Genomic DNA, 17,005 nt, shown 5'->3' with positions numbered 1-17,005 from the left:
GCGCCCTACGCCCGTTTGCGCGACCCGGACACAGTCGAATTCGACGAGGACGACGAGGGGTAACGGGAGCGGACGCTGGCCGGTTACGTGCGCTGGCGAAGACGTACCACTCCGGTGTGTAGACACGCTCGAATCGTTTTGCGCCCGACGATAGTTTCAGCGCTTGACCTTGACGCAACGGCAGGGTTTCTACTGGCGGCATGCGAATCGGAGAGGTCGCCGCGCTCGTGGGGCTCACCACCCGGGCGATCCGGCACTACCACCATGTCGGGCTGCTTCCGGAACCGGAGCGGCTCCCCAACGGCTACCGGGCCTACAGCGTCCGCGACGCCGTCCTGCTCGCCAGGGTGCGCAGGCTCACCGAACTCGGCCTCAGCCTCGATGAAGTGCGCGACGCCCTCGCCGACGATGCCGGGCGCGAACTGACCGAGATATTGGAAGAACTCGATGCCGACCTGGCCCGCCAGGAAGCCGACATCAGGGAGCGCCGCTGCCGGCTCGGCGCCCTGCTCGCCGAGCCGCCCGGCGCGACCGGGCCCGTTTCACCCGCCCTCGCCGCACTTTTGGCACAGGCCCCCCGAACAGACTCGCCGAGCGCGGCGAAGGACCGCGAGTACCTCGCGCTGCTGGACGCCACCAGCACCGGTAACAAGGAGATGCTCGGGCTGCTCGGGACGCTGGTCGCCGATCCCGAGGTCGTCGAACTGTACGAGCGCCTCGACGCTCTCGCCGAAGCCCCCACCGGCGATCCGCGGATCGCACCCCTGGCAGCTGACCTGATGGCAGCCGTCCCCGCGGAGTTGTTCGCCGCGATCCCCGAGGACGGGGTGGTCGTGACCGGGTTCAGGGAGGCGCTGCTCGCCGAGTACACCCCAGCGCAGGCGGAAGTCGTGGGCCGACTTATGGACGCGTTCATGGAGAGGGGTAGGGGATGAACGGCCGGTCAAGGGGCGTACGGGCGGCGCGGGTCGCGGTCGCCGCCGTACTGCCGGGGGAACTGGCCCTGGCCGCCTGCCTGGTGGCCGGGGTCCGGCCGCCCGGGTGGGTGCTGGCGGGCGCCGAGGCGCTGGTGCTCGTGGTGCTGCTGGTGGAGGCCCGGGTGCTGCGCTCGCTGTACGTGGCCGCGCGCGCCCGCGGTGCGGAGCGCCGGGCGGCGCGGCGGTCCGCCGTGCAGGAGGCGGTGCCGGTGACGGTCCGCCGCCTGGTCCTCCACGAGCTGCGCGCCCTCGCCTCCCTGGGGCGGTGGGTCCGGCGTGGCACGCACGGGGTGCGCCCCGGGGACCTCGCTGCCGCCTACACCGGGCCCCAGACCGCGATGATGTACGGGCTGCTCTTCGTGATGGTCATCGAGACGGTGGGCCTGGCCTTCCTCATCCCTTGGCCGGTGGTCCACCGGGTGATCCTGGTACTCGACCTGTATGGCGTCGTCCTCGTGCTGGCCCTGCACGCCGCCTGCGTCACCCGGCCGCACGTCGTGCGCCCCGACGGCTCTCTGCGGATCCGCTACGGAGCCCTCTTCGACCTCGCCGTACCGCCGGACGCGGTGGCCACGGTCCGGGTCGAGCGGCGCTACCCCGAAGGCAGCCTGATCACTCTCTCCGAGGACGGGGTCCTCGACCTGATCGTGGGCAGCCAGACCTCGGTGACCCTGGAGCTGAACCGGCCACTCCCTTTCACCCGCCCGCTCGGCGCAACGGAAGAGGCCCACACCATCCGCTTCCACGCAGACGACCCGCGCGCACTGGTCAGCGCACTCCGTCAGTCCGCCTGAGCACTCACCCGACCACGGAGCTCCGCAGCCAGACCTCGTGATCAATCTCAGCGCCAACGGCTGTACCGATGTTCCCCGAGGCCGGGCCACCGCGAGGTCGCCGCGGTGGCGGCCGCCCCGGGCGTACCGGAGCGGGAGGGCGCGCGGTTCCCCGGTGTGACCGCATGTGCGGCGGGCAGTACCTACGGCGTCGGTTTTCTTCGTCCCGTCACCGAGGGAGAACGCATGGCCATCGCCCACCGCAGGATCGGCACCGGACCCGTCCGCGTCATCGTGCTGCACGACTGGTTCGGGACGTCCGCCAACTGGGGCTCCGTGCTGGAGTACCTGGACCCGGAGGGGTTCTCGTACGCCTTCCTCGACTACCGGGGCTACGGCGAGCGGCGGGACGTCGCCGGCCGCTACAGCGTCCCGGAGATCGCCGACGACGTCCTCGAACTCGCCGACCAGCTCGGCTGGGACACCTTCTCCCTCCTCGGCCACTCCATGGGCGCCAAGGCGGCCCAGCAGGTCCTCGTCCGCGCCCCCGAACGGATCGAGAAGCTCGTCGGGGTCGCCCCGGTGCCGGCCGCGCCGTACGAGATGGACGACGCCACCCACGCGCTCTTCCACGGCGCCGCCGAGGATCCCGACAAGCGCCGGGCGATCCTCGCGCTGGTCACCGGCAACCGCGCGAGCCGCCACTGGCTCGATCGCATGGTGGGCCACTCCCTCGCCGCCTGCCGGCCCGAGGTCTTCGCCGCGTACCTGGCGAGCTGGCAGCCGCTGGACCTCTCCGCCGCCGTGAAGGGCAACACGGTCCCCGTGCTGGTCCTGGTCGGGGAGTACGACCTCGCCCTCACCGCCGAGGTGATGCGCGCCACGTGGAAGACCTGGTACCCGAACTGCCGCATCAGGACTGTCCCGGGCACGGGCCACTACCCGCCGCACGAGACGCCGGTGGCCTTCGCGACCGAAGTCGAGGCGTTCCTGCGGAGCTAGTGCCGATACGAAAAAGCCCCTGGGGGGTACGAGGAAACCTCGTACCCCCCAGGGGACCATCAGGGTGAGTGACGGGACTTGAACCCGCGGCCACCTGGACCACAACCAGGTGCTCTACCAACTGAGCTACACCCACCACGAAGGGCGGCGGACCACCCGTTCGACGTGCATGCACAGCATAGCCGATCAGGAGGGTGGTCCCGCGACGCGTTATCCGGCGGCGGCGGTGGGTTGCCCGGGGACGGCGGGTCCCGTGGCGTGCCCCGTGGTGTGCCCCGTGGTGTGCCCCGTGGCACGCGCGGCTGCGTGCGCCACGGCCGCCGCGGCGAAGGCCCGGACGACGGGGTGCGGCCGGGTCCCGTCCCCGTGCAGCTCGGGCTGGAAGAGGGTGGCCAGGAAGAAGGGGTGGCCGGGCAGCTCGGCGATCCGCACCTGCCCCTCCTCGTCGTGTCCCGACAGCCGCAGCCCGTGCGCGGCGAGCGCCGGCAGGTGGCGGGGGGCGGGCCCGTAGGTGCAGTGGTAGTGCTCCAGGGAGCGCTCGGCGCCGAGCGCCGCCTCGGCGAGCGAACCGGGCTCGGCCCGTACGAGGCCCTCGTGCCCGACGAGCGAGCAGGCGAGCGGCGCGATCAGCAGGTCCGCCGCCCCTGGGTCGTTCTCGGCGTGGGCGGTGTCCGCCAGCCCGCACACCGTCCGGGCGTACTCCAGCAGGGTGTGCTGGAAGCCGCCGCAGGTTCCGAGGAAGGGGATGCGCTCCTCCCGGGCCACCCGGATCGCGGCGAGCGCCCCGGCCTCGCTGGCGTACGGGCTCCCGGGGAGCACCCAGACCGCGTCGAAGCGGGCGAGCGTGCCGGCGGCGGCCTCGGCTCCGGCGTCGCCGGTGGGGATCCAGTAGGCGTCGAGGACGAGCCCGTCGCGGGCGGCGAGGGCGTCGAGGAGGACCGGGATCCGGGTGTGGGACTCCACGTGGGGCGAGCGGTCGCCGACGAGGGCGATCCGGGCGACCGGGAACGCCGGGGCGGCGGAAGCGATGGCGGAAGCGGCTGTCGTCGACACGGCAGGCGACACGGCAGGCGACGCATCGGGCGACGCAGCCGGCCGGGGGGACGTGCGGGCTCGACTGGATGCGGTGGTCATGTCGTCCATGCTGGTACCGCGGCCCACTTCAGCGCCAACGATTGTTCCTGCACGGTCGATAAGCAGCACTGATGGGATGCTGGAGCCATGGACCCGCACCTGCTCCGCACCTTCGTGGCCGTGGCCCGGCTGGGCTCCTTCTCCGCGGCCGCACGCGAGCTCGGTTACACCCAGTCCGCCGTCTCCCAGCACATCGCCGCCCTGGAGGGCGACCTGCGCGCGGCGCTGCTCACCCGACGGCCCGTCGCGCCGACCCCCGCCGGCGCGCGGCTGCTTGAGCACGCCGGCCCGCTGCTGCTGCGGCTCGACGCCGCGCGCGCCGACGTGCTGCGGCTGGCCGCCGCGCCACCCGGGCGGGTCACCCTCGCCGCCTCCCCGCTCGCCGTCGGCCCGCGGCTGCTCGCGGCCCTGCCCGTCACCGGGGTCACCCTGCGGGTGCTGCCCCCGGCCGAGGTGCCGGCCGCCGTCGCCACCGGCGGCTGCGACCTCGGCCTGGTCGACGGCCCGGCCGCGCCCAGCGACCCGCTGCGGCTGCCCGACGTGGCACCCCTGACCGTGACGGGTCTGGGCGAGGAGGAGCTGGCCGTCCTGTTGCCCACCGGGCATCCCTTCGCCGGGCGGGCAGCGGTCCGGCTGGACGACCTCGCCGAGGCGCGCTGGCTCGACGCCCCCGGCGTGGGCCTCGCGCTGCGGGCCGCCCGCGCCGCCGCCCGCTACGACGGCACCGACCTGTTCGCCCTCTGCGCCCTGGCCGCCGCCGGACACGGTCTCGTGCTGCTGCCGCGCCGGGTCGCCGAAGCCGCGGGCGCGGGGGTCGCCGTACCGCTGTCCGCGCCGCGCCTGGTGCACCGCACGGAACTGCTCTCGCCCGGGATCGTGACCGGCGCGGCCGCTGCGCTCGCCGCACGCCTCACGGCAGGATCCCCGTATGACTTCTGACCCCGCACCCTTCACGGCCGACGACTACTCCGCCCGGATGACCGCCGCCGCCCAGAGCGCCGCCGACGCGGGACTGGCCGGGCTGCTGATCGCTCCCGGGCCCGACCTCGCGCACCTCACCGGCTACCGGCCGACCGCCGAGACCGAGCGGCTGACCCTGCTCGTCCTGGCCGCCGGACGGGAACCGGTGCTCGTCGTACCCGCCCTGGAGGCCCCCGACGCGGCCAAGGCCCCCGGCGCCAGCGCGCTGAGCCTGCGGGACTGGTCCGACGGGAAGAACCCGTACGCGATCACCGCCCCGCTGCTGGACGCGGCCGGGCGCTTCGGCGTGAGCGACAACACCTGGGCCCTGCACCTGCTCGGCCTCCAGCGGGAGTTGCCCGCCACCTCCTACGTGCCGCTCACCGACTCCCTGCCCATGCTGCGGGCGGTGAAGGACGAGCGGGAGCTGGAGCGCCTCGCGGCGGCGGGGGCCGCCGCCGACGCTGCCTTCGCGCAGATCCTCCACCTGCCCTTCGCCGGGCGCCGGGAAACGGAAGTGGCCGCCGAACTGGCCGCGCTGCTGCGCGTGCACGGCCACTCCCAGGTCGACTTCACCGTCGTCGGCTCCGGCCCCAACGGAGCCAACCCGCACCACGAGGCGGGAGACCGGGTCATTACGCACGGCGACATGGTGGTCCTCGACTTCGGCGGCCTGCGCCACGGCTACGGCTCCGACATCTCCCGCACCGTGCACGTGGGCGAGCCGGGCCCCGAGGAGCAGCGCGTCCACGACATCGTCCGCGAGGCCCAGCAGGCGGGTGTGGCGGCGGTCCGGCCGGGGGTCTCCTGTCAGGAGGTGGACCGGGCGGCCCGCGCGGTGATCACCGGATTCGGATACGGCGACCGTTTCATCCACCGCACCGGCCACGGCATCGGCGTCACCACGCACGAGCCGCCGTACATGGTCGAGGGGGAGGAGCAGCCGCTCGTCCCCGGCATGTGCTTCTCCGTGGAGCCGGGCATCTACCTGCCCGGCCGCTTCGGCGTCCGCATCGAGGACATCGTGACCGTCACCGAGGACGGCGCCCGCCGGCTGAACAACGCCCCGCGCGAGCTGGCCGTCGTCGAGTAGGTCTCGCCGGGCAGGTCCCGTCGGGTAGGTCCCGTCGGGTGGGGACCCGACCGGAAGGCGACCCGTCCGGCCGGGGCCCGGTGGCCCGGTCAGCCGGCCGGGACCAGGAGTCAGGAGGTCAGGGGGTCAGGGGCCCAGGACGACCGCGGATTCGCCCGGCAGGTGGATCCGCCCGTCCGCCCCGGGGTGTTCGAGCGGATCCCAGGCGGCCAGCACCCGCACACCGTTGCGGCCCAGCGCGATCGTGGCCGGCTGCGGGGCGAAGTTCACGGCCACGCGGACGTCGCCCCGCCGGAAGGTGATCCAGCGGCGCTCCTCGTCGAAGGCGACGCGGACCGCCGCGAGGTCCGGGTCGCGCAGGTCCGGATGCGTGCGGCGGAGCGAGACGAGGGTGCGGTACCAGGCCAGCAGGCGGGCGTGCGCCCCCTGCCCGGGCTCGTCCCAGTTCAGGCAGGAACGCTCCCGCGTGGCCGGGTCCTGGGGATCGGGGACCGCCCCGGCCTGCCAGCCGTGCGCGGCGAACTCCTTGCGCCGGCCCGTGCGTACGGCCTCCGCGAGCGCGGGGTCGGGATGGTCGGTGAAGTACTGCCAGGGCGTGCCCGCCCCCCACTCCTCGCCCATGAACAGCATCGGCACGAACGGCCCGGTCAGCACCAGGGCCGCCCCGCAGGCCAGCAGACCGGGGGAGAGGGAGGCGGCGAGCCGGTCGCCCAGGGCCCGGTTGCCGATCTGGTCGTGCGTCTGCGTGTAGCCGACGAAGCGGTGGGCGGGGGTCCGGCGGCGGTCCACGGGCCGGCCGTGGGTGTGGCCCCGGAAGGAGGACCACGTCCCGTCGTGGAAGAAGACGCGGGTCAGGGTCTTGGCCACGGCGGCCAGCGGGGCCCCGGCGAAGTCGGCGTAGTACGCCTGGGACTCGCCCGTCAGCGCCGCGTGCAGGGCGTGGTGGAAGTCGTCGTTCCACTGGGCGTGCAGGCCCAGGCCCCCCTCGGAGCGGGGCGTGGTGGTGCGCGGGTCGCACCGGTCGGACTCGGCGATCAGGAACAGCGGCCGGCCGGTCTCGGCGGCCAGCTCGTCCACGGCGGCGGCCAGTTCCTCCAGGTAGGTCAGCGCCCGCCCGTCGGCCAGCGCGTGCACGGCGTCGAGCCGCAGCCCGTCGATCCCGTAGTCGCGCAACCAGGCCAGCGCGCTGTCGAGGAAGTACGCGCGCACCTCGTCGGAACCCGGCGCGTCCAGGTTCACCGCCGCGCCCCAGGGGGTGTGGTGGGCGTCGTTGAAGTACGGCCCGAAGGCCGGGAGGTGGTTGCCGGAGGGGCCGAGATGGTTGTGGACCACGTCCAGCACCACCCCCAGTCCCGCCCGGTGCGCGGCCGCCGTGAACCGGGCCAGGCCGGCCGGGCCGCCGTACGGCTCGTGCACCGCCCAAGGCGCGACGCCGTCGTACCCCCAGCCGTGCCGGCCGGGGAAGGAGCACACCGGCATCAGCTCGACGTGCGTGACGCCGAGGCCGGTGAGGTGCCCGAGGCGGGCCGCGGCGGCGTCGAAGGTGCCCTCGGGGGTGAAGGTGCCGACGTGCAGCTCGTACAGGACGGCGTCCTGGAGCGGGGTGCGCCCGGCGGCCGAACCCGGCGCGGGGAGGGCCGCGAAGTCGACCACCGCCGACAGGCCGTCGGGGCCGTCCGGGAGACGGCGGCCGCGCGGGTCCGGCCGGGGGACGGTATCGCCGTCCAGCAGGAAGCCGTACCGGCTCCCGTCGGCGGCCGGAGCGTGTGCGGTCCACCAGCCGTCCCGGTCCGGATCCGGCGCCATGTCGTACGTCGCGTCGTCGAGTCGCATGGCGACATGACCTGTCAGCGGTGCCCACACCTCGAACTGCACGGACGTTCCCCTCGTCTGCGGCGCTGTCCAGCATGCGTATCGTGCCCATCATTCCGGGCCCGGCGGGGGAGTTCTGGACACTCCGGCCCCGACGGGCCGACAATCACCCTGTGACGTCCAGTTTCGAGTTCCCCGCCTTCCCCGCGCCGCGGCTGTCCGACGCCGAGCGCGACCGGGCGCTGGGCCAGCTCCGGGAGGGCGCCGCCCTCGGGAAGCTGTCCCACGACACGTTCCTGCGCCGGATGGAACTCGCCCTGGTGGCGCGTCGCTCCGAGGACCTCGCGGTCCTCACCGCGGACCTGCGGACACGGGAGGCCGCCGAAAGCCCGTGGACGCGACGGCTGTTCGGCTGGGTGGGGCGGGTCTCCGCCGTCACGGTCGGTGTCCGGCGCGCCTGGGCCGCCGAGAAGCTCCCCAAGCTGTTGCTGCCGCACCCGAGCGCGGCCGCCCTGCGGATCGGCCGCGACCCGGGGAACGGGCTGCGGCTCAGCCACGAGACCGTCTCCCGGGCGCACGCGGAGCTCAGCATGCAGGGCGGGGTGTGGGTGCTGAAGGATCTCGGCTCGACGAACGGCACCACGGTCAACGGACACCGGGTGACGGGCTCCGCGGTGGTGCGGGACGGGGACCAGGTCGGTTTCGGAAAGATGACCTTCCGGCTGTCCGCGAGCTGAGCGGTTCGCCGCTTCGGCGTCCTTGCGACCCGGTGTCCCGACGGGGCGGCGGGGTGTTGCGGTGCCGGCGGTGTCCGGTGGTCCGGTGCGGTGTCCGGCGGTCCGGTGGTTCGGCGGGGTGGTCCGGTGGTCTGGCGGGGCGGTCCGGCGGTCCGGGGGTGGTCCAGTGCGGCGGTCCGGCGGTCCGGCGGTCCGGCGGTCCGGTGGTCCGGTGGTCCCGTGGTCAGGTGTTCCGGCCGGGCGCGCCCGCATGCCCCGGCCGTTTGTCCCGGCGTTTGCCGCGGGGCCGCCGCGCACGCATCGGGGGCCCCGTCCCGTGCGGTGGAACGCGTTCCCGAACGGGTGGCGTACGGCGGGCCGGAGCCGGGCTGCCGGTCACCGGTCCAGGGTGGTGGGGGCCGGAGCGCCGGTGGCGGTGGCGGCGGTGAGACGGTCGTAGGCGGCCAGGACGGTCCGGGACTGGTGCTCGACCTGGGTGGCGACCGGGACCCAGCGGGCCTGGAAGTGGGCTGCGAACTCCTCGCACCACCCGGTGACCAGCCGGTCCAGCCCGGGAGCCGACCGGTGTCCCTGGGCGCGCAGCACCCGCAGCAGCATGGAGGCGGCGCGCAGCGACAGGCGCCGGCCGAAGGCGTCGATGCTGGCGATGAACGCCACGGTCGCCTCGGTCGGGGCGGCGCCGCCGGTCCACTCGGCGGTGATCCGCGGGATGAGCGCGAGCGTCCAGTCCACCGCACGCAGCAGGGGCGCGCAGGCCGGGTCCGACCGCGGCAGCGGGCCGGGCCCGATCCCCTTCCGGACACCGGCCACGAGGGCGGTGTCCGTGGTGAGCCGGCCGGCCAGCATCCGCAGGGCGCGGCGCGGGTCGGGGTGCGGAGCCGGGTCGTCCACCAGGTGGGAGGCCCACATGGGGACTTCGACGATCGCGGTGGTGCCGGCGTAGCGATGGGCGTGGTACCAGGTGCTGAGCCGGGTGTCCTCGGGGTGGAAGGCCCCGGCCGCCCCGCTCCCGGGCTGCGGGATGACGAAGATTCCGGGCCCGGGGGAGGACCAGCCGGCGGCGTCCGAGGCCCCGTTCTCCACCGGGATGCGCAGCTCGGCGGCCGACTTGGCGAACGGCTCGGCGAGGCCGGGGATGTCCCGGGTGAGCTGCACCCAGGAGCCGCCGAGGTCGGTGGCGTGCAGGGAGACCTGGAGGACGGGCCGCAGCTCGTCGATGAGGGCGGTCAGGACCAGGGTCTCGGGCGGCAGCCGGTCGGGGGGCAGTAAAGAGGGCGCCCACTCGGGCTGTTCGGGGCCGGGGGGCCGGAAGAAGTTCCGGTGGTAGTCGAGGAGCGAGTAGGGGCGGGGCGTGCGGTGCAGGGCAGCGCCGTCCGGGTCGGCGCAGAGCAGGAAGTGCCAGGCGCAGCCTGCCCGCGGGGCCGGGTCGCGCAGGACGCGGCGGGCGAGGGAGAGGGCGGTCGCGCCGCCGACGGGCTCGTTGGCGTGGGCCCCGGCGACGACGAGGACGTTGCGGTTGCCGGTGCCGGGGCCGGTGGTGCCTCTGCCGGTGGTGCCGCTGTTGTGGCCGCCGGGGCCGGGGCAGGGGCCTGTGTCGGCGGCCGTGCCCGGGCCCGGGGCGTACGGGCCGGTGCCGTAACGGGAGCCGGCCTCGGCGATGGACAGCAGCCAGAGGGGTTGCCCGGCCCGGGAGGTGCCCACCTGACGGAGTCGGGCCTCGCCGGGGTGGTCGTCCGCCAGGGCCCGCGCGGCCAGGGCGAGTTCGTGCGGTGTTGGGTAGCACATGTCACGGAGGAGGGTCACAAGGGATGCCATGCCCGCCCGCCGCACCGCCTACTGCTCCGCGCGCCCCGCACTTCCCCCGACCTGCCCGTCTACCGGCCGGTACCCCACCCACCGGCCCGTCCCGAGCCCCCGCCGGACCCGCGCTGGGCCGCCTGCCGGGGCGCCCGCCGGGCCCGTGCCGGACCGGCTGGGCCGCCTGCCGGGGCGCCCGCCGGGCCCGTGCCGGACCCCCCGCCAGCCCCGGCCGGTATCCCACCCGTCGGCCCGTCCGGGGCGGCCGTCCGGACCGGCGCCGGACCCGCGCTGGGCCGGCTGCGCGGGCCCGCGCATCGGGCGTCGGCGGGGGCGGGGGCGCGTCCGTGGCTCCTGCTTCAGTCCTTGGCTGCGGTGTCGTACGTCGCCGAGGATCCGGGCTCGCGTCTCAAGCGCTGGCGGGGCTGGGGCGCGCCGGGGCCCTGGAGGCTTCTGCGTCCGGCCGGCCGGACGCTGCCGGGGGGCAGGTCGTGGGTGTGCGCCAGGACCCGGTGGCGAGCGGAGGTCATGGGTCAGGGTTGCGGGGGTTCGGGGGCCGTGCGGAGGAGGAGGGCGACGGGCCAGGTGGTCAGGAGGTCGGCGAGGGGGGTTTCCCCCTCGTGCGGGGGTCCGGGCAGGGTCGGGGACAGGGGGGTCCAGCGGCCCGGTGGCAGCGGCAGGGTGGTGCCGCGCCAGCCGCCCGATCCGGCCAGCCGGTGCGAGAGCCGGGTGGCCACGACCAGCAGGCCGGGCGACCGGGTGTAGGCCAGGCAGTGGTCCGCCGCCGGACCCCGGGCCGTCAGCGGCGCGTAGCCGGTGAAGAGCTCGGGCCGCGCCCGCCGCAGCCGCAGCACGGCGGCCGTGAGCGCGAGCTTCTCCTGCGCGGGGTCCAGGGGGGCGGATCCTGCGTCGAGCCGGGCCAGGGCCTCGCGCGGGAAGTGGGCCGGGCGCCGGTTGTCCGGGTCCACGAGGGCCCGGTATTCCGTCTCCGCGCCCTGGTAGACCTCCGGCACCCCCGGCATCGTCAAGTGCACCAGCGTCATGCCGAGCAGGTTGGCACGCGCCGCCTCCGCGAGGTCCTGCGGCAGCTCCACCGCGCGCGCGGCGTACCCGGCCACCGTCGCCTCATACGCCTCGTCCGGGTCGGTCCAGCTGGTGTGCAGCGTGGCCTCCCGGGCCCCCTTCAGCAGTGCCTCGGCCATCCGCGGGACGGCCTGCGGGACCTCGCCGAGTCCCAGTGCGGTCTGCCGGGCCGTCCACGCCAACTGGACATCGCAGCCGGCGGCCACCGCCCCGGCCCGCTCCGTCCCCGCCGGCTGCGCACCAGTCGCCTCCGCCCCCGCCGCCCCCGCCGGCTCCGCCGCCATCCGCTCCGGTGCCTGGGACAGGACCGAGATCCGGGCACGGACGTCCGCGCTGCGTTTGGTGTCGTGCGTGGACAGCACCGTTCCCGTCCCGGGCCACTCCCGTTCCCTCTCGGCGTTGAAGGCGTGGAACTCCTGCGCACACACCGCCGGTTGCCCCGGGTCGCCGCCGACCTCGGTGGCCGACAGCAGGGGCGCGTACCGGTAGAAGGCGCGGTCCTCCAGGGACTTGGCGCGCAGCGCCGCCGAGGTCTGGGCGAAGCGCGCGGCGAAGGCGGGGTCCCGCAGCAGCAGTTCCCGTACGCCGGCCACCGCGGCCGGCCCGGCCGCCGCCGCGGCCCGTTCCACGGCCTCCGGGGGCGGTTCCGGATCCCGGGGATAGGTCCGGTAGACCGGATAGGCGATGAGCAGCTCCGCCACCGCGTCCGCCAGTCCGGGGCCGGCCCGGCGGACGAGCGTGCCCAATTCGGCGGCCAGGTCGCCGGTCAGCACCTCCCGCGCACACGCCTCGGCCGTCCGCTCCCAGCCGGGCATTCCCGTCGACTCTCCGTAACGCCGGGCCAGTTCGGCCGCGCCCACCGGGTCGGTGAACACCCCGTCGACCCGGTGCAGCGCGTCGTACCCGGTGGTCCCCGCCACCGGCCACGCGGGGGACAGCCGCTCCCGGCGGGCCAGGATCTTCTCCACCACCACCCAGCAGTGCGGCCCGGCCGCCGCGCGCAGCCGCCGCAGGTACCCCTCCGGATCGGCCAGCCCGTCCACGTGGTCGATCCGCAGCCCCTCCACCACCCCGTCCCGGACCAGTTCCAGGATCTTGGCGTGGGTGGCGTCGAAGACCTCCGGGTCCTCCACGCGCACCCCGATCAGGTCCGAAATCGTGAAGAACCGACGGTAGTTGAGCGCGGTGCTCGCCTCCCGCCACCAGGCCGGCCGGTACCACTGCGCGGCCAGCAGCTCGGGGAGCTCCAGCCCCGCGGTGCCCTCCCGCAGCGGGAACTCCTGCTCCCCGTAGCGCAGGACTTCCCCCTCGGCCTTCAGGTCGCAGGCATCGGCCGGTCCGGCGAGCACCGGCAGCAGCACCTGCCCGCCGCCCGCCTCCCAGTCGATGTCGAACCAGCGCGCGTACGGGGATCCCGGCCCCTCCCGCAGGACCTCCCACAGCGGCCGGTTCAGCCGCAGCGGCGCCGGCACCGCCATGTGGTTCGGGACGATGTCGAGCACGAGGCCGAGCCCGTGCGCCCGGGCCGCCGCGCCGAGCGACCGCAGGCCGGCCTCGCCGCCCAGCTCCTCCCGGACCCGGGAGTGATCGGTGACGTCGTACCCGTGGGTCGATCCGGGCACGGCCTCCAGGGCGGGGGACAGGTGCAGGTGGGACACCCCGAGGGACGCGAGGTACGGTACGGCGCCCTCGGCCGCCGCGAAGGGGAATTCCGGACGCAGCTGGAGGCGGTAGGTGGACGCCGGAGTGACAGGTTTCGGAACGTCAGGTTCCGATCGGATGCTTGACTGCGGCTGGCTCATGAGAACGTACGTACCCAGCCTGCCGGATTCCGTGCCATCACCCCATGCATCCGGGTGACTGCGCGCGGTTAACGTCGCTCGGGTGGTTGCAACCGTCAACACCTATCGAAGAGTCATCGCCCTGACCGGGCCCCTCCTTCCCCTCCTGTCCTTCCTCGCCCGACTGCCCGTCGCGATGTCCCAGTTCGGAAGCGTCCTGCTGGTCGCCCAGACCAGCGGCTCCCTGACCACCGCGGGGATCGTCGGCGGCGCCCTCTCCGCCGCCCAGGTGGTCTTCGGGCCCGTCCTGGGCCGGCTCGCCGACCGCCACGGGCAGCGGCCCGTCGTCCTGACCGCCGCGGCCGTCAACGCCGTCGCGACCGCCGCCCTCGTCGCCGGCGCGCTCGGCGGCCTCGCCACCGCCCCGCTCGCCGCCCTCGGCGCCGTCACCGGAGCTTGCGTCCCGCTGATCGGGCCACTCGCCCGCACCCGCTCCGTCGCCCTGGCCCACCGCGCCGGCGCCGACGAGGGCGTGGTGGCGGCCGTCCACTCGCTCGAAGGGACGCTGGACGAGGTCTCCTTCGTCTTCGGTCCGGCCCTCGTCGCACTGGCCGCCCTCCTCGCCCACCCGGCCGTCGCGCTCGGCGGTGCGGCCGGGCTCGTCGCCGTCTTCGGCGCCGCCTACGCGCTGCACCCGACCGCCGCCGTCACGGCCGGGACCCCCGTGCGGGCGCGCGGCACCGCGGGCCGGGTCCGTCAGGCCCGGGTGGTCCACGCCGTCCGCGGCTCGCTCGCCCTCCAGGGCGCCATGTTCGGCGCCTGCCAGGCCGGGATCGCCTCGCTCACCGACCGGTTGGGCGTCCCCGGCCAGGCCGGGATCGTCTACGCCGCCATGGGCGTCGTCAGCGCCGCCGTGGGCCTCGCGCTCGGCGCGCTGCCGGCCCGCTTCGGGCTGCGGCTGCGCTGGCGTGCGGCCACCAGCGCCGCGCTGGTCCTATCGGGCCGCTGTTGTTCACCGACGAGCTGTGGCCGCTGTACGCGGTCGTCACCGTGCTCGGCGCGGCCTACGCCCCGCACCTGATCACCGCCTTCGCGCTCACCGAGCGCGTCGTGGAGCCGGCCCGGCTCGCCGAGGCGATGGCCTTCGCCGCCAGCTCGCTGGTCGCCGGGCAGGCCGTCGCGCTCGCCGTCTGCGGGCGGCTCGCCGAGGCGTACGGGCCCGCCGGGGCGTTCTGCGTCGCCGTGGGCGCGGCCGCGCTGTGCCTGACCCTCGCCCTGGCCACCCGGGTCCCGTCCGCCCGTACCCCGGGCTCGGCCTTCGCCCCGGCCCGGCAGAGCGGCCCCCCGGCGCCGCGGACCGGCGCCCCGGGCGCCGGAGAGCCGCGCATCGGAGAGCTGGGAGACGGAGAGCCGGGCATCGGAGAGCCGGGTGCCGGGGGTCCGGGCGTCGCCGGCTCGACCGTCGGGGACCCGGGCACCCCGGACCCGGCCCTCGGGGACGGCGCCGGGTCCGCCTACGCGGGGCGCTGAAGCACCACCAGGCTCCGTCCCGTGAGCGCCACCCGGTCACCGGCCGCGAACTGCGCCCCGGTGCCGGGCGCGGGCACCTGCGGGCGCGCCGTGTCCACGACCATGCGCCACTGGGCGCCGTGGCCGACCGGGACGGTGAACTCCTGTGGCTCGGCTCCCGCGTTGAACATCAGCAGGAACGAGTCGTCGGTGATCCGCTCACCGCGGGTGCCCGGTTCGGAGATCGCCTCCCCGTTGAGGAACACCGTCAGCGCCCGCGCGTGCTGCGCCTGCCAGTCGCGGGCCCGCATCTCCTCGCCGTGCGGGGTGAACCAGGCGATGTCGGAGAGCTCGTCGTGCGTGCCCTCCACCGGCCGCCCGTGGAAGAACCGGCGCCGGCGGAAGACCGGATGGTCGCGGCGCAGCCACACCATCCGGCGGGTGAACTCCAGCAGTGCGGGCGAGGGCTTGCCCGGCTCCGGCCAGCGCACCCACGCCAGCTCGTTGTCCTGGCAGTAGGCATTGTTGTTGCCGTCCTGGGTGCGGCCGAACTCGTCCCCGTGGCTGAGCATCGGCACGCCCTGCGACAGCATCAGGGTGGCGGTGAAGTTGCGCATCTGGCGCTCGCGCAGCTCCAGTACCCCGGGATCCTCCGTGGGCCCCTCCACCCCGCAGTTCCACGACCGGTTGTGGGTCTCCCCGTCCCGGTTGCCCTCCCGGTTGGCCTCGTTGTGCTTCTCGTTGTAGGAGACCAGGTCGTGCAGGGTGAAACCGTCGTGGCAGGTGGTGAAGTTGATGGAGGCCAGCGGGCGCCGGCCGTCGTCCTGGTAGAGGTCCGAGGAACCGGTCAGCCGTCCCGCGAACTCCGCCAGGGTGCGCGGCTGCCCGCGCCACAGGTCCCGCACGGTGTCCCGGTACTTGCCGTTCCACTCGGTCCACAGCGGCGGGAAGTTGCCCACCTGGTAGCCGCCCTCGCCCAGGTCCCAGGGCTCGGCGATCAGCTTCACCTGGCTGACCACCGGATCCTGCTGCACCAGGTCGAAGAACGAGGACAGCCTGTCCACCTCGTGGAACTGCCGGGCCAGCGTCGCCGCCAGGTCGAAGCGGAAGCCGTCCACGTGCATCTCGGTGACCCAGTACCGCAGCGAGTCCATGATCAGTTGCAGGACGTGCGGGGAGCGCATCAGGAGAGAGTTCCCGGTACCGGTCGTATCCATGTAGTGCCGCGGATCGTCCGTCAGCCGGTAGTACGAGACGTTGTCCAGCCCGCGGAAGGACAGGGTCGGACCCAGGTGGTTGCCCTCCGCCGTGTGGTTGTAGACCACGTCCAGGATCACCTCGATCCCCGCCTCGTGCAGGGCGCGCACCGCCGACTTGAACTCCAGCACCTGCTGGCCGCGGTCGCCCGAGGCGTAGCCGTTGTGGGGTGCGAAGAAGCCGATGGTGTTGTAGCCCCAGTAGTTGCTCAGCCCGTCGTTGACCAGCCTGTGGTCATGGACGAACTGGTGCACCGGCATCAGCTCCAGCGCCGTCACCCCGAGCTTGGTGAGGTGTCCGATGACCGCAGGGTGCGCGAGCGCCCCGTAGGTGCCGCGCAGTTCCTCGGGGAGCTCCGGGTGGTTCATCGTCAGACCCTTGACGTGGGCCTCGTAGAGGACGGTGTGGTGGTACTCGTGGCGCGGGGGCCGGTCATTGGCCCAGTCGAAGTACGGGTTCACCACGACCGAGCTCATGGTGTGCGGCGCGGAGTCCAGGTCGTTGCGGGAGTCGGGACGGCCGAAGTGGTATCCGTACACCGCCTCGCCCCAGTCCACGGTGCCGCTGACCGCACGCGCATACGGATCCAGCAGTAGTTTCGCCGCGTTGCAGCGCTGGCCGTGTTCCGGCGCGTACGGGCCGTGGACGCGGAACCCGTAGCGCTGGCCGGGCATGATCCCCGGCAGGTAGGCGTGGCGGACGAAGGCGTCCGTCTCGCGCAGCTCCACGGCGGTCTCCGACCCGTCGTCGTGGAGGAGGCACAGCTCGATGCGTCGGGCGGCCTCTGAATAGACCGCGAAATTGGTGCCCGCGCCGTCGTAAGTGGCGCCGAGCGGATACGCCTGTCCCGGCCAGACCTGCATAGATAACGACTCTTCCCATCCTGCTCCGGCTGATCCCGCTGCCCCGGCTGGACCACGTCACTGCCAGATCTTCCCCGAAAGAGGGTCCCCACGCGTGGACTTGGGCTGGTCTCTCCGGGTGATGCGCAGAGCTGACAGGCGGGTCAGCGGACTGTGTGCGCATCCGATAATGGGTCAACCGCCGGCCCGTGTACGGCCCATCGGGCTGCACCGGGCCGCACGCGCGG

At 74.4% G+C, this 17,005-nt stretch carries 14 protein-coding genes and 1 tRNA gene; 8 read left to right on the top strand and 7 right to left on the bottom strand.

All coding sequences use genetic code 11. From position 1 onward, the window contains the following. Window positions 1–200: 200 nt before the first annotated feature. The 3 genes from AMK16_RS06190 (at window position 201) to AMK16_RS06180 (ending at window position 2,752) form a co-directional block, all read left to right on the top strand. The gene (locus tag AMK16_RS06190; RefSeq protein ID WP_073909494.1) at window positions 201–935 is read left to right on the top strand and encodes a MerR family transcriptional regulator; all 735 of its coding nucleotides are present in this window, start codon (window positions 201–203) and stop codon (window positions 933–935) included. Then, window positions 932–1,771 (top strand): hypothetical protein, encoded by an 840-nt coding sequence (locus AMK16_RS06185; protein ID WP_073909493.1) that lies wholly within the window; start codon window positions 932–934, stop codon window positions 1,769–1,771. Before AMK16_RS06190 ends, AMK16_RS06185 begins: the two co-directional genes overlap by 4 nt. 225 nt (window positions 1,772–1,996) lie before the next feature. Next, complete coding sequence (locus AMK16_RS06180) at window positions 1,997–2,752, top strand: alpha/beta fold hydrolase (protein WP_073909490.1); 756 nt, start codon at window positions 1,997–1,999, stop codon at window positions 2,750–2,752. A 63-nt stretch (window positions 2,753–2,815) separates the two neighbouring features. On the opposite strand, the gene AMK16_RS06175 is transcribed toward AMK16_RS06180, so the two are convergent. Together AMK16_RS06175 and AMK16_RS06170 are read right to left on the bottom strand one after the other, a co-directional pair. Then, window positions 2,816–2,888 (bottom strand) — tRNA-His (locus AMK16_RS06175). A 74-nt stretch (window positions 2,889–2,962) separates the two neighbouring features. Beyond that, the gene (locus AMK16_RS06170; RefSeq protein WP_242438608.1) at window positions 2,963–3,805 is read right to left on the bottom strand and encodes a CTP synthase C-terminal region-related (seleno)protein; all 843 of its coding nucleotides are present in this window, start codon (window positions 3,803–3,805) and stop codon (window positions 2,963–2,965) included. A gap of 168 nt (window positions 3,806–3,973) precedes the next feature. Between AMK16_RS06170 and AMK16_RS06165 the strand changes: the two genes are divergently transcribed. Both AMK16_RS06165 and AMK16_RS06160 read left to right on the top strand, forming a co-directional pair. Continuing rightward, a complete protein-coding gene (locus AMK16_RS06165) occupies window positions 3,974–4,825 on the top strand; it encodes a LysR family transcriptional regulator (protein ID WP_073909488.1) in 852 nt (283 codons plus the stop codon). After that, a complete protein-coding gene (locus tag AMK16_RS06160; RefSeq protein WP_073909486.1) occupies window positions 4,815–5,939 on the top strand; it encodes a M24 family metallopeptidase in 1,125 nt (374 codons plus the stop codon). The genes AMK16_RS06165 and AMK16_RS06160 overlap by 11 nt, the downstream gene beginning before the upstream one ends. 126 nt (window positions 5,940–6,065) lie before the next feature. On the opposite strand, the gene treZ is transcribed toward AMK16_RS06160, so the two are convergent. Continuing rightward, window positions 6,066–7,814, bottom strand: a complete 1,749-nt coding sequence (gene treZ, locus AMK16_RS06155; RefSeq protein WP_073909483.1) for a malto-oligosyltrehalose trehalohydrolase — start codon at window positions 7,812–7,814, stop codon at window positions 6,066–6,068. A gap of 110 nt (window positions 7,815–7,924) precedes the next feature. Between treZ and AMK16_RS06150 the strand changes: the two genes are divergently transcribed. Next, window positions 7,925–8,488, top strand: coding sequence for a DUF1707 and FHA domain-containing protein (locus AMK16_RS06150; protein ID WP_073909482.1), 564 nt, complete (start codon window positions 7,925–7,927; stop codon window positions 8,486–8,488). Between the two features lie 375 nt (window positions 8,489–8,863). Here the strand turns inward: AMK16_RS06150 and AMK16_RS06145 are convergent, their stop codons facing one another. The 3 genes from AMK16_RS06145 to treY all read right to left on the bottom strand — a co-directional run bounded on the left by AMK16_RS06145 (window position 8,864) and on the right by treY (window position 13,170). Next, the gene (locus tag AMK16_RS06145; protein WP_079191397.1) at window positions 8,864–10,273 is read right to left on the bottom strand and encodes a M14 family zinc carboxypeptidase; all 1,410 of its coding nucleotides are present in this window, start codon (window positions 10,271–10,273) and stop codon (window positions 8,864–8,866) included. A gap of 371 nt (window positions 10,274–10,644) precedes the next feature. Further along, on the bottom strand, window positions 10,645–10,815 hold the full coding sequence (locus tag AMK16_RS36175; RefSeq protein ID WP_158071210.1) for a hypothetical protein: 171 nt from the start codon (window positions 10,813–10,815) through the stop codon (window positions 10,645–10,647). A 3-nt stretch (window positions 10,816–10,818) separates the two neighbouring features. Next, a complete protein-coding gene (gene treY / locus AMK16_RS06140) occupies window positions 10,819–13,170 on the bottom strand; it encodes a malto-oligosyltrehalose synthase (RefSeq protein ID WP_073909477.1) in 2,352 nt (783 codons plus the stop codon). 82 nt (window positions 13,171–13,252) lie between these two features. Between treY and AMK16_RS06135 the strand changes: the two genes are divergently transcribed. After that, window positions 13,253–14,230 (top strand): MFS transporter, encoded by a 978-nt coding sequence (locus AMK16_RS06135; RefSeq protein WP_338014415.1) that lies wholly within the window; start codon window positions 13,253–13,255, stop codon window positions 14,228–14,230. After that, window positions 14,158–14,679: a hypothetical protein gene (locus tag AMK16_RS38295; RefSeq protein ID WP_073909473.1), complete on the top strand. Its 522-nt coding sequence runs from the start codon at window positions 14,158–14,160 to the stop codon at window positions 14,677–14,679. The genes AMK16_RS06135 and AMK16_RS38295 overlap by 73 nt, the downstream gene beginning before the upstream one ends. On the opposite strand, the gene glgX is transcribed toward AMK16_RS38295, so the two are convergent. Further along, on the bottom strand, window positions 14,664–16,778 hold the full coding sequence (gene glgX, locus AMK16_RS06125) for a glycogen debranching protein GlgX (protein ID WP_073909471.1): 2,115 nt from the start codon (window positions 16,776–16,778) through the stop codon (window positions 14,664–14,666). The two genes, AMK16_RS38295 and glgX, sit on opposite strands and share 16 nt — an antisense overlap. Between the last annotated feature and the right edge of the window lie 227 nt (window positions 16,779–17,005).

Source organism: Streptomyces sp. CB00455 (assembly GCF_001905445.1).
In the GTDB taxonomy this organism is placed as follows: Bacteria; Actinomycetota; Actinomycetes; order Streptomycetales; family Streptomycetaceae; genus Streptomyces.
Note: the sequence above shows the minus strand (reverse complement) of the source record. Positions and strands in the feature narration are given on the sequence as shown.

Excerpts from the sequence above, each read along its gene's own strand:
- AMK16_RS06190 (WP_073909494.1), top strand. The coding sequence starts at position 201 with ATGCGAATCGGAGAGGTCGCCGCGCTCGTGGGGCTCACCACCCGGGCG.
- AMK16_RS06185 (WP_073909493.1), top strand. The coding sequence starts at position 932 with ATGAACGGCCGGTCAAGGGGCGTACGGGCGGCGCGGGTCGCGGTCGCC.
- AMK16_RS06180 (WP_073909490.1), top strand. The coding sequence starts at position 1,997 with ATGGCCATCGCCCACCGCAGGATCGGCACCGGACCCGTCCGCGTCATC.
- AMK16_RS06165 (WP_073909488.1), top strand. The coding sequence starts at position 3,974 with ATGGACCCGCACCTGCTCCGCACCTTCGTGGCCGTGGCCCGGCTGGGC.
- AMK16_RS06160 (WP_073909486.1), top strand. The coding sequence starts at position 4,815 with ATGACTTCTGACCCCGCACCCTTCACGGCCGACGACTACTCCGCCCGG.
- AMK16_RS06145 (WP_079191397.1), bottom strand. The coding sequence starts at position 10,273 with ATGTGCTACCCAACACCGCACGAACTCGCCCTGGCCGCGCGGGCCCTG.
- AMK16_RS36175 (WP_158071210.1), bottom strand. The coding sequence starts at position 10,815 with ATGACCTCCGCTCGCCACCGGGTCCTGGCGCACACCCACGACCTGCCC.
- treY (WP_073909477.1), bottom strand. The coding sequence starts at position 13,170 with ATGAGCCAGCCGCAGTCAAGCATCCGATCGGAACCTGACGTTCCGAAA.
- glgX (WP_073909471.1), bottom strand. The coding sequence starts at position 16,778 with ATGCAGGTCTGGCCGGGACAGGCGTATCCGCTCGGCGCCACTTACGAC.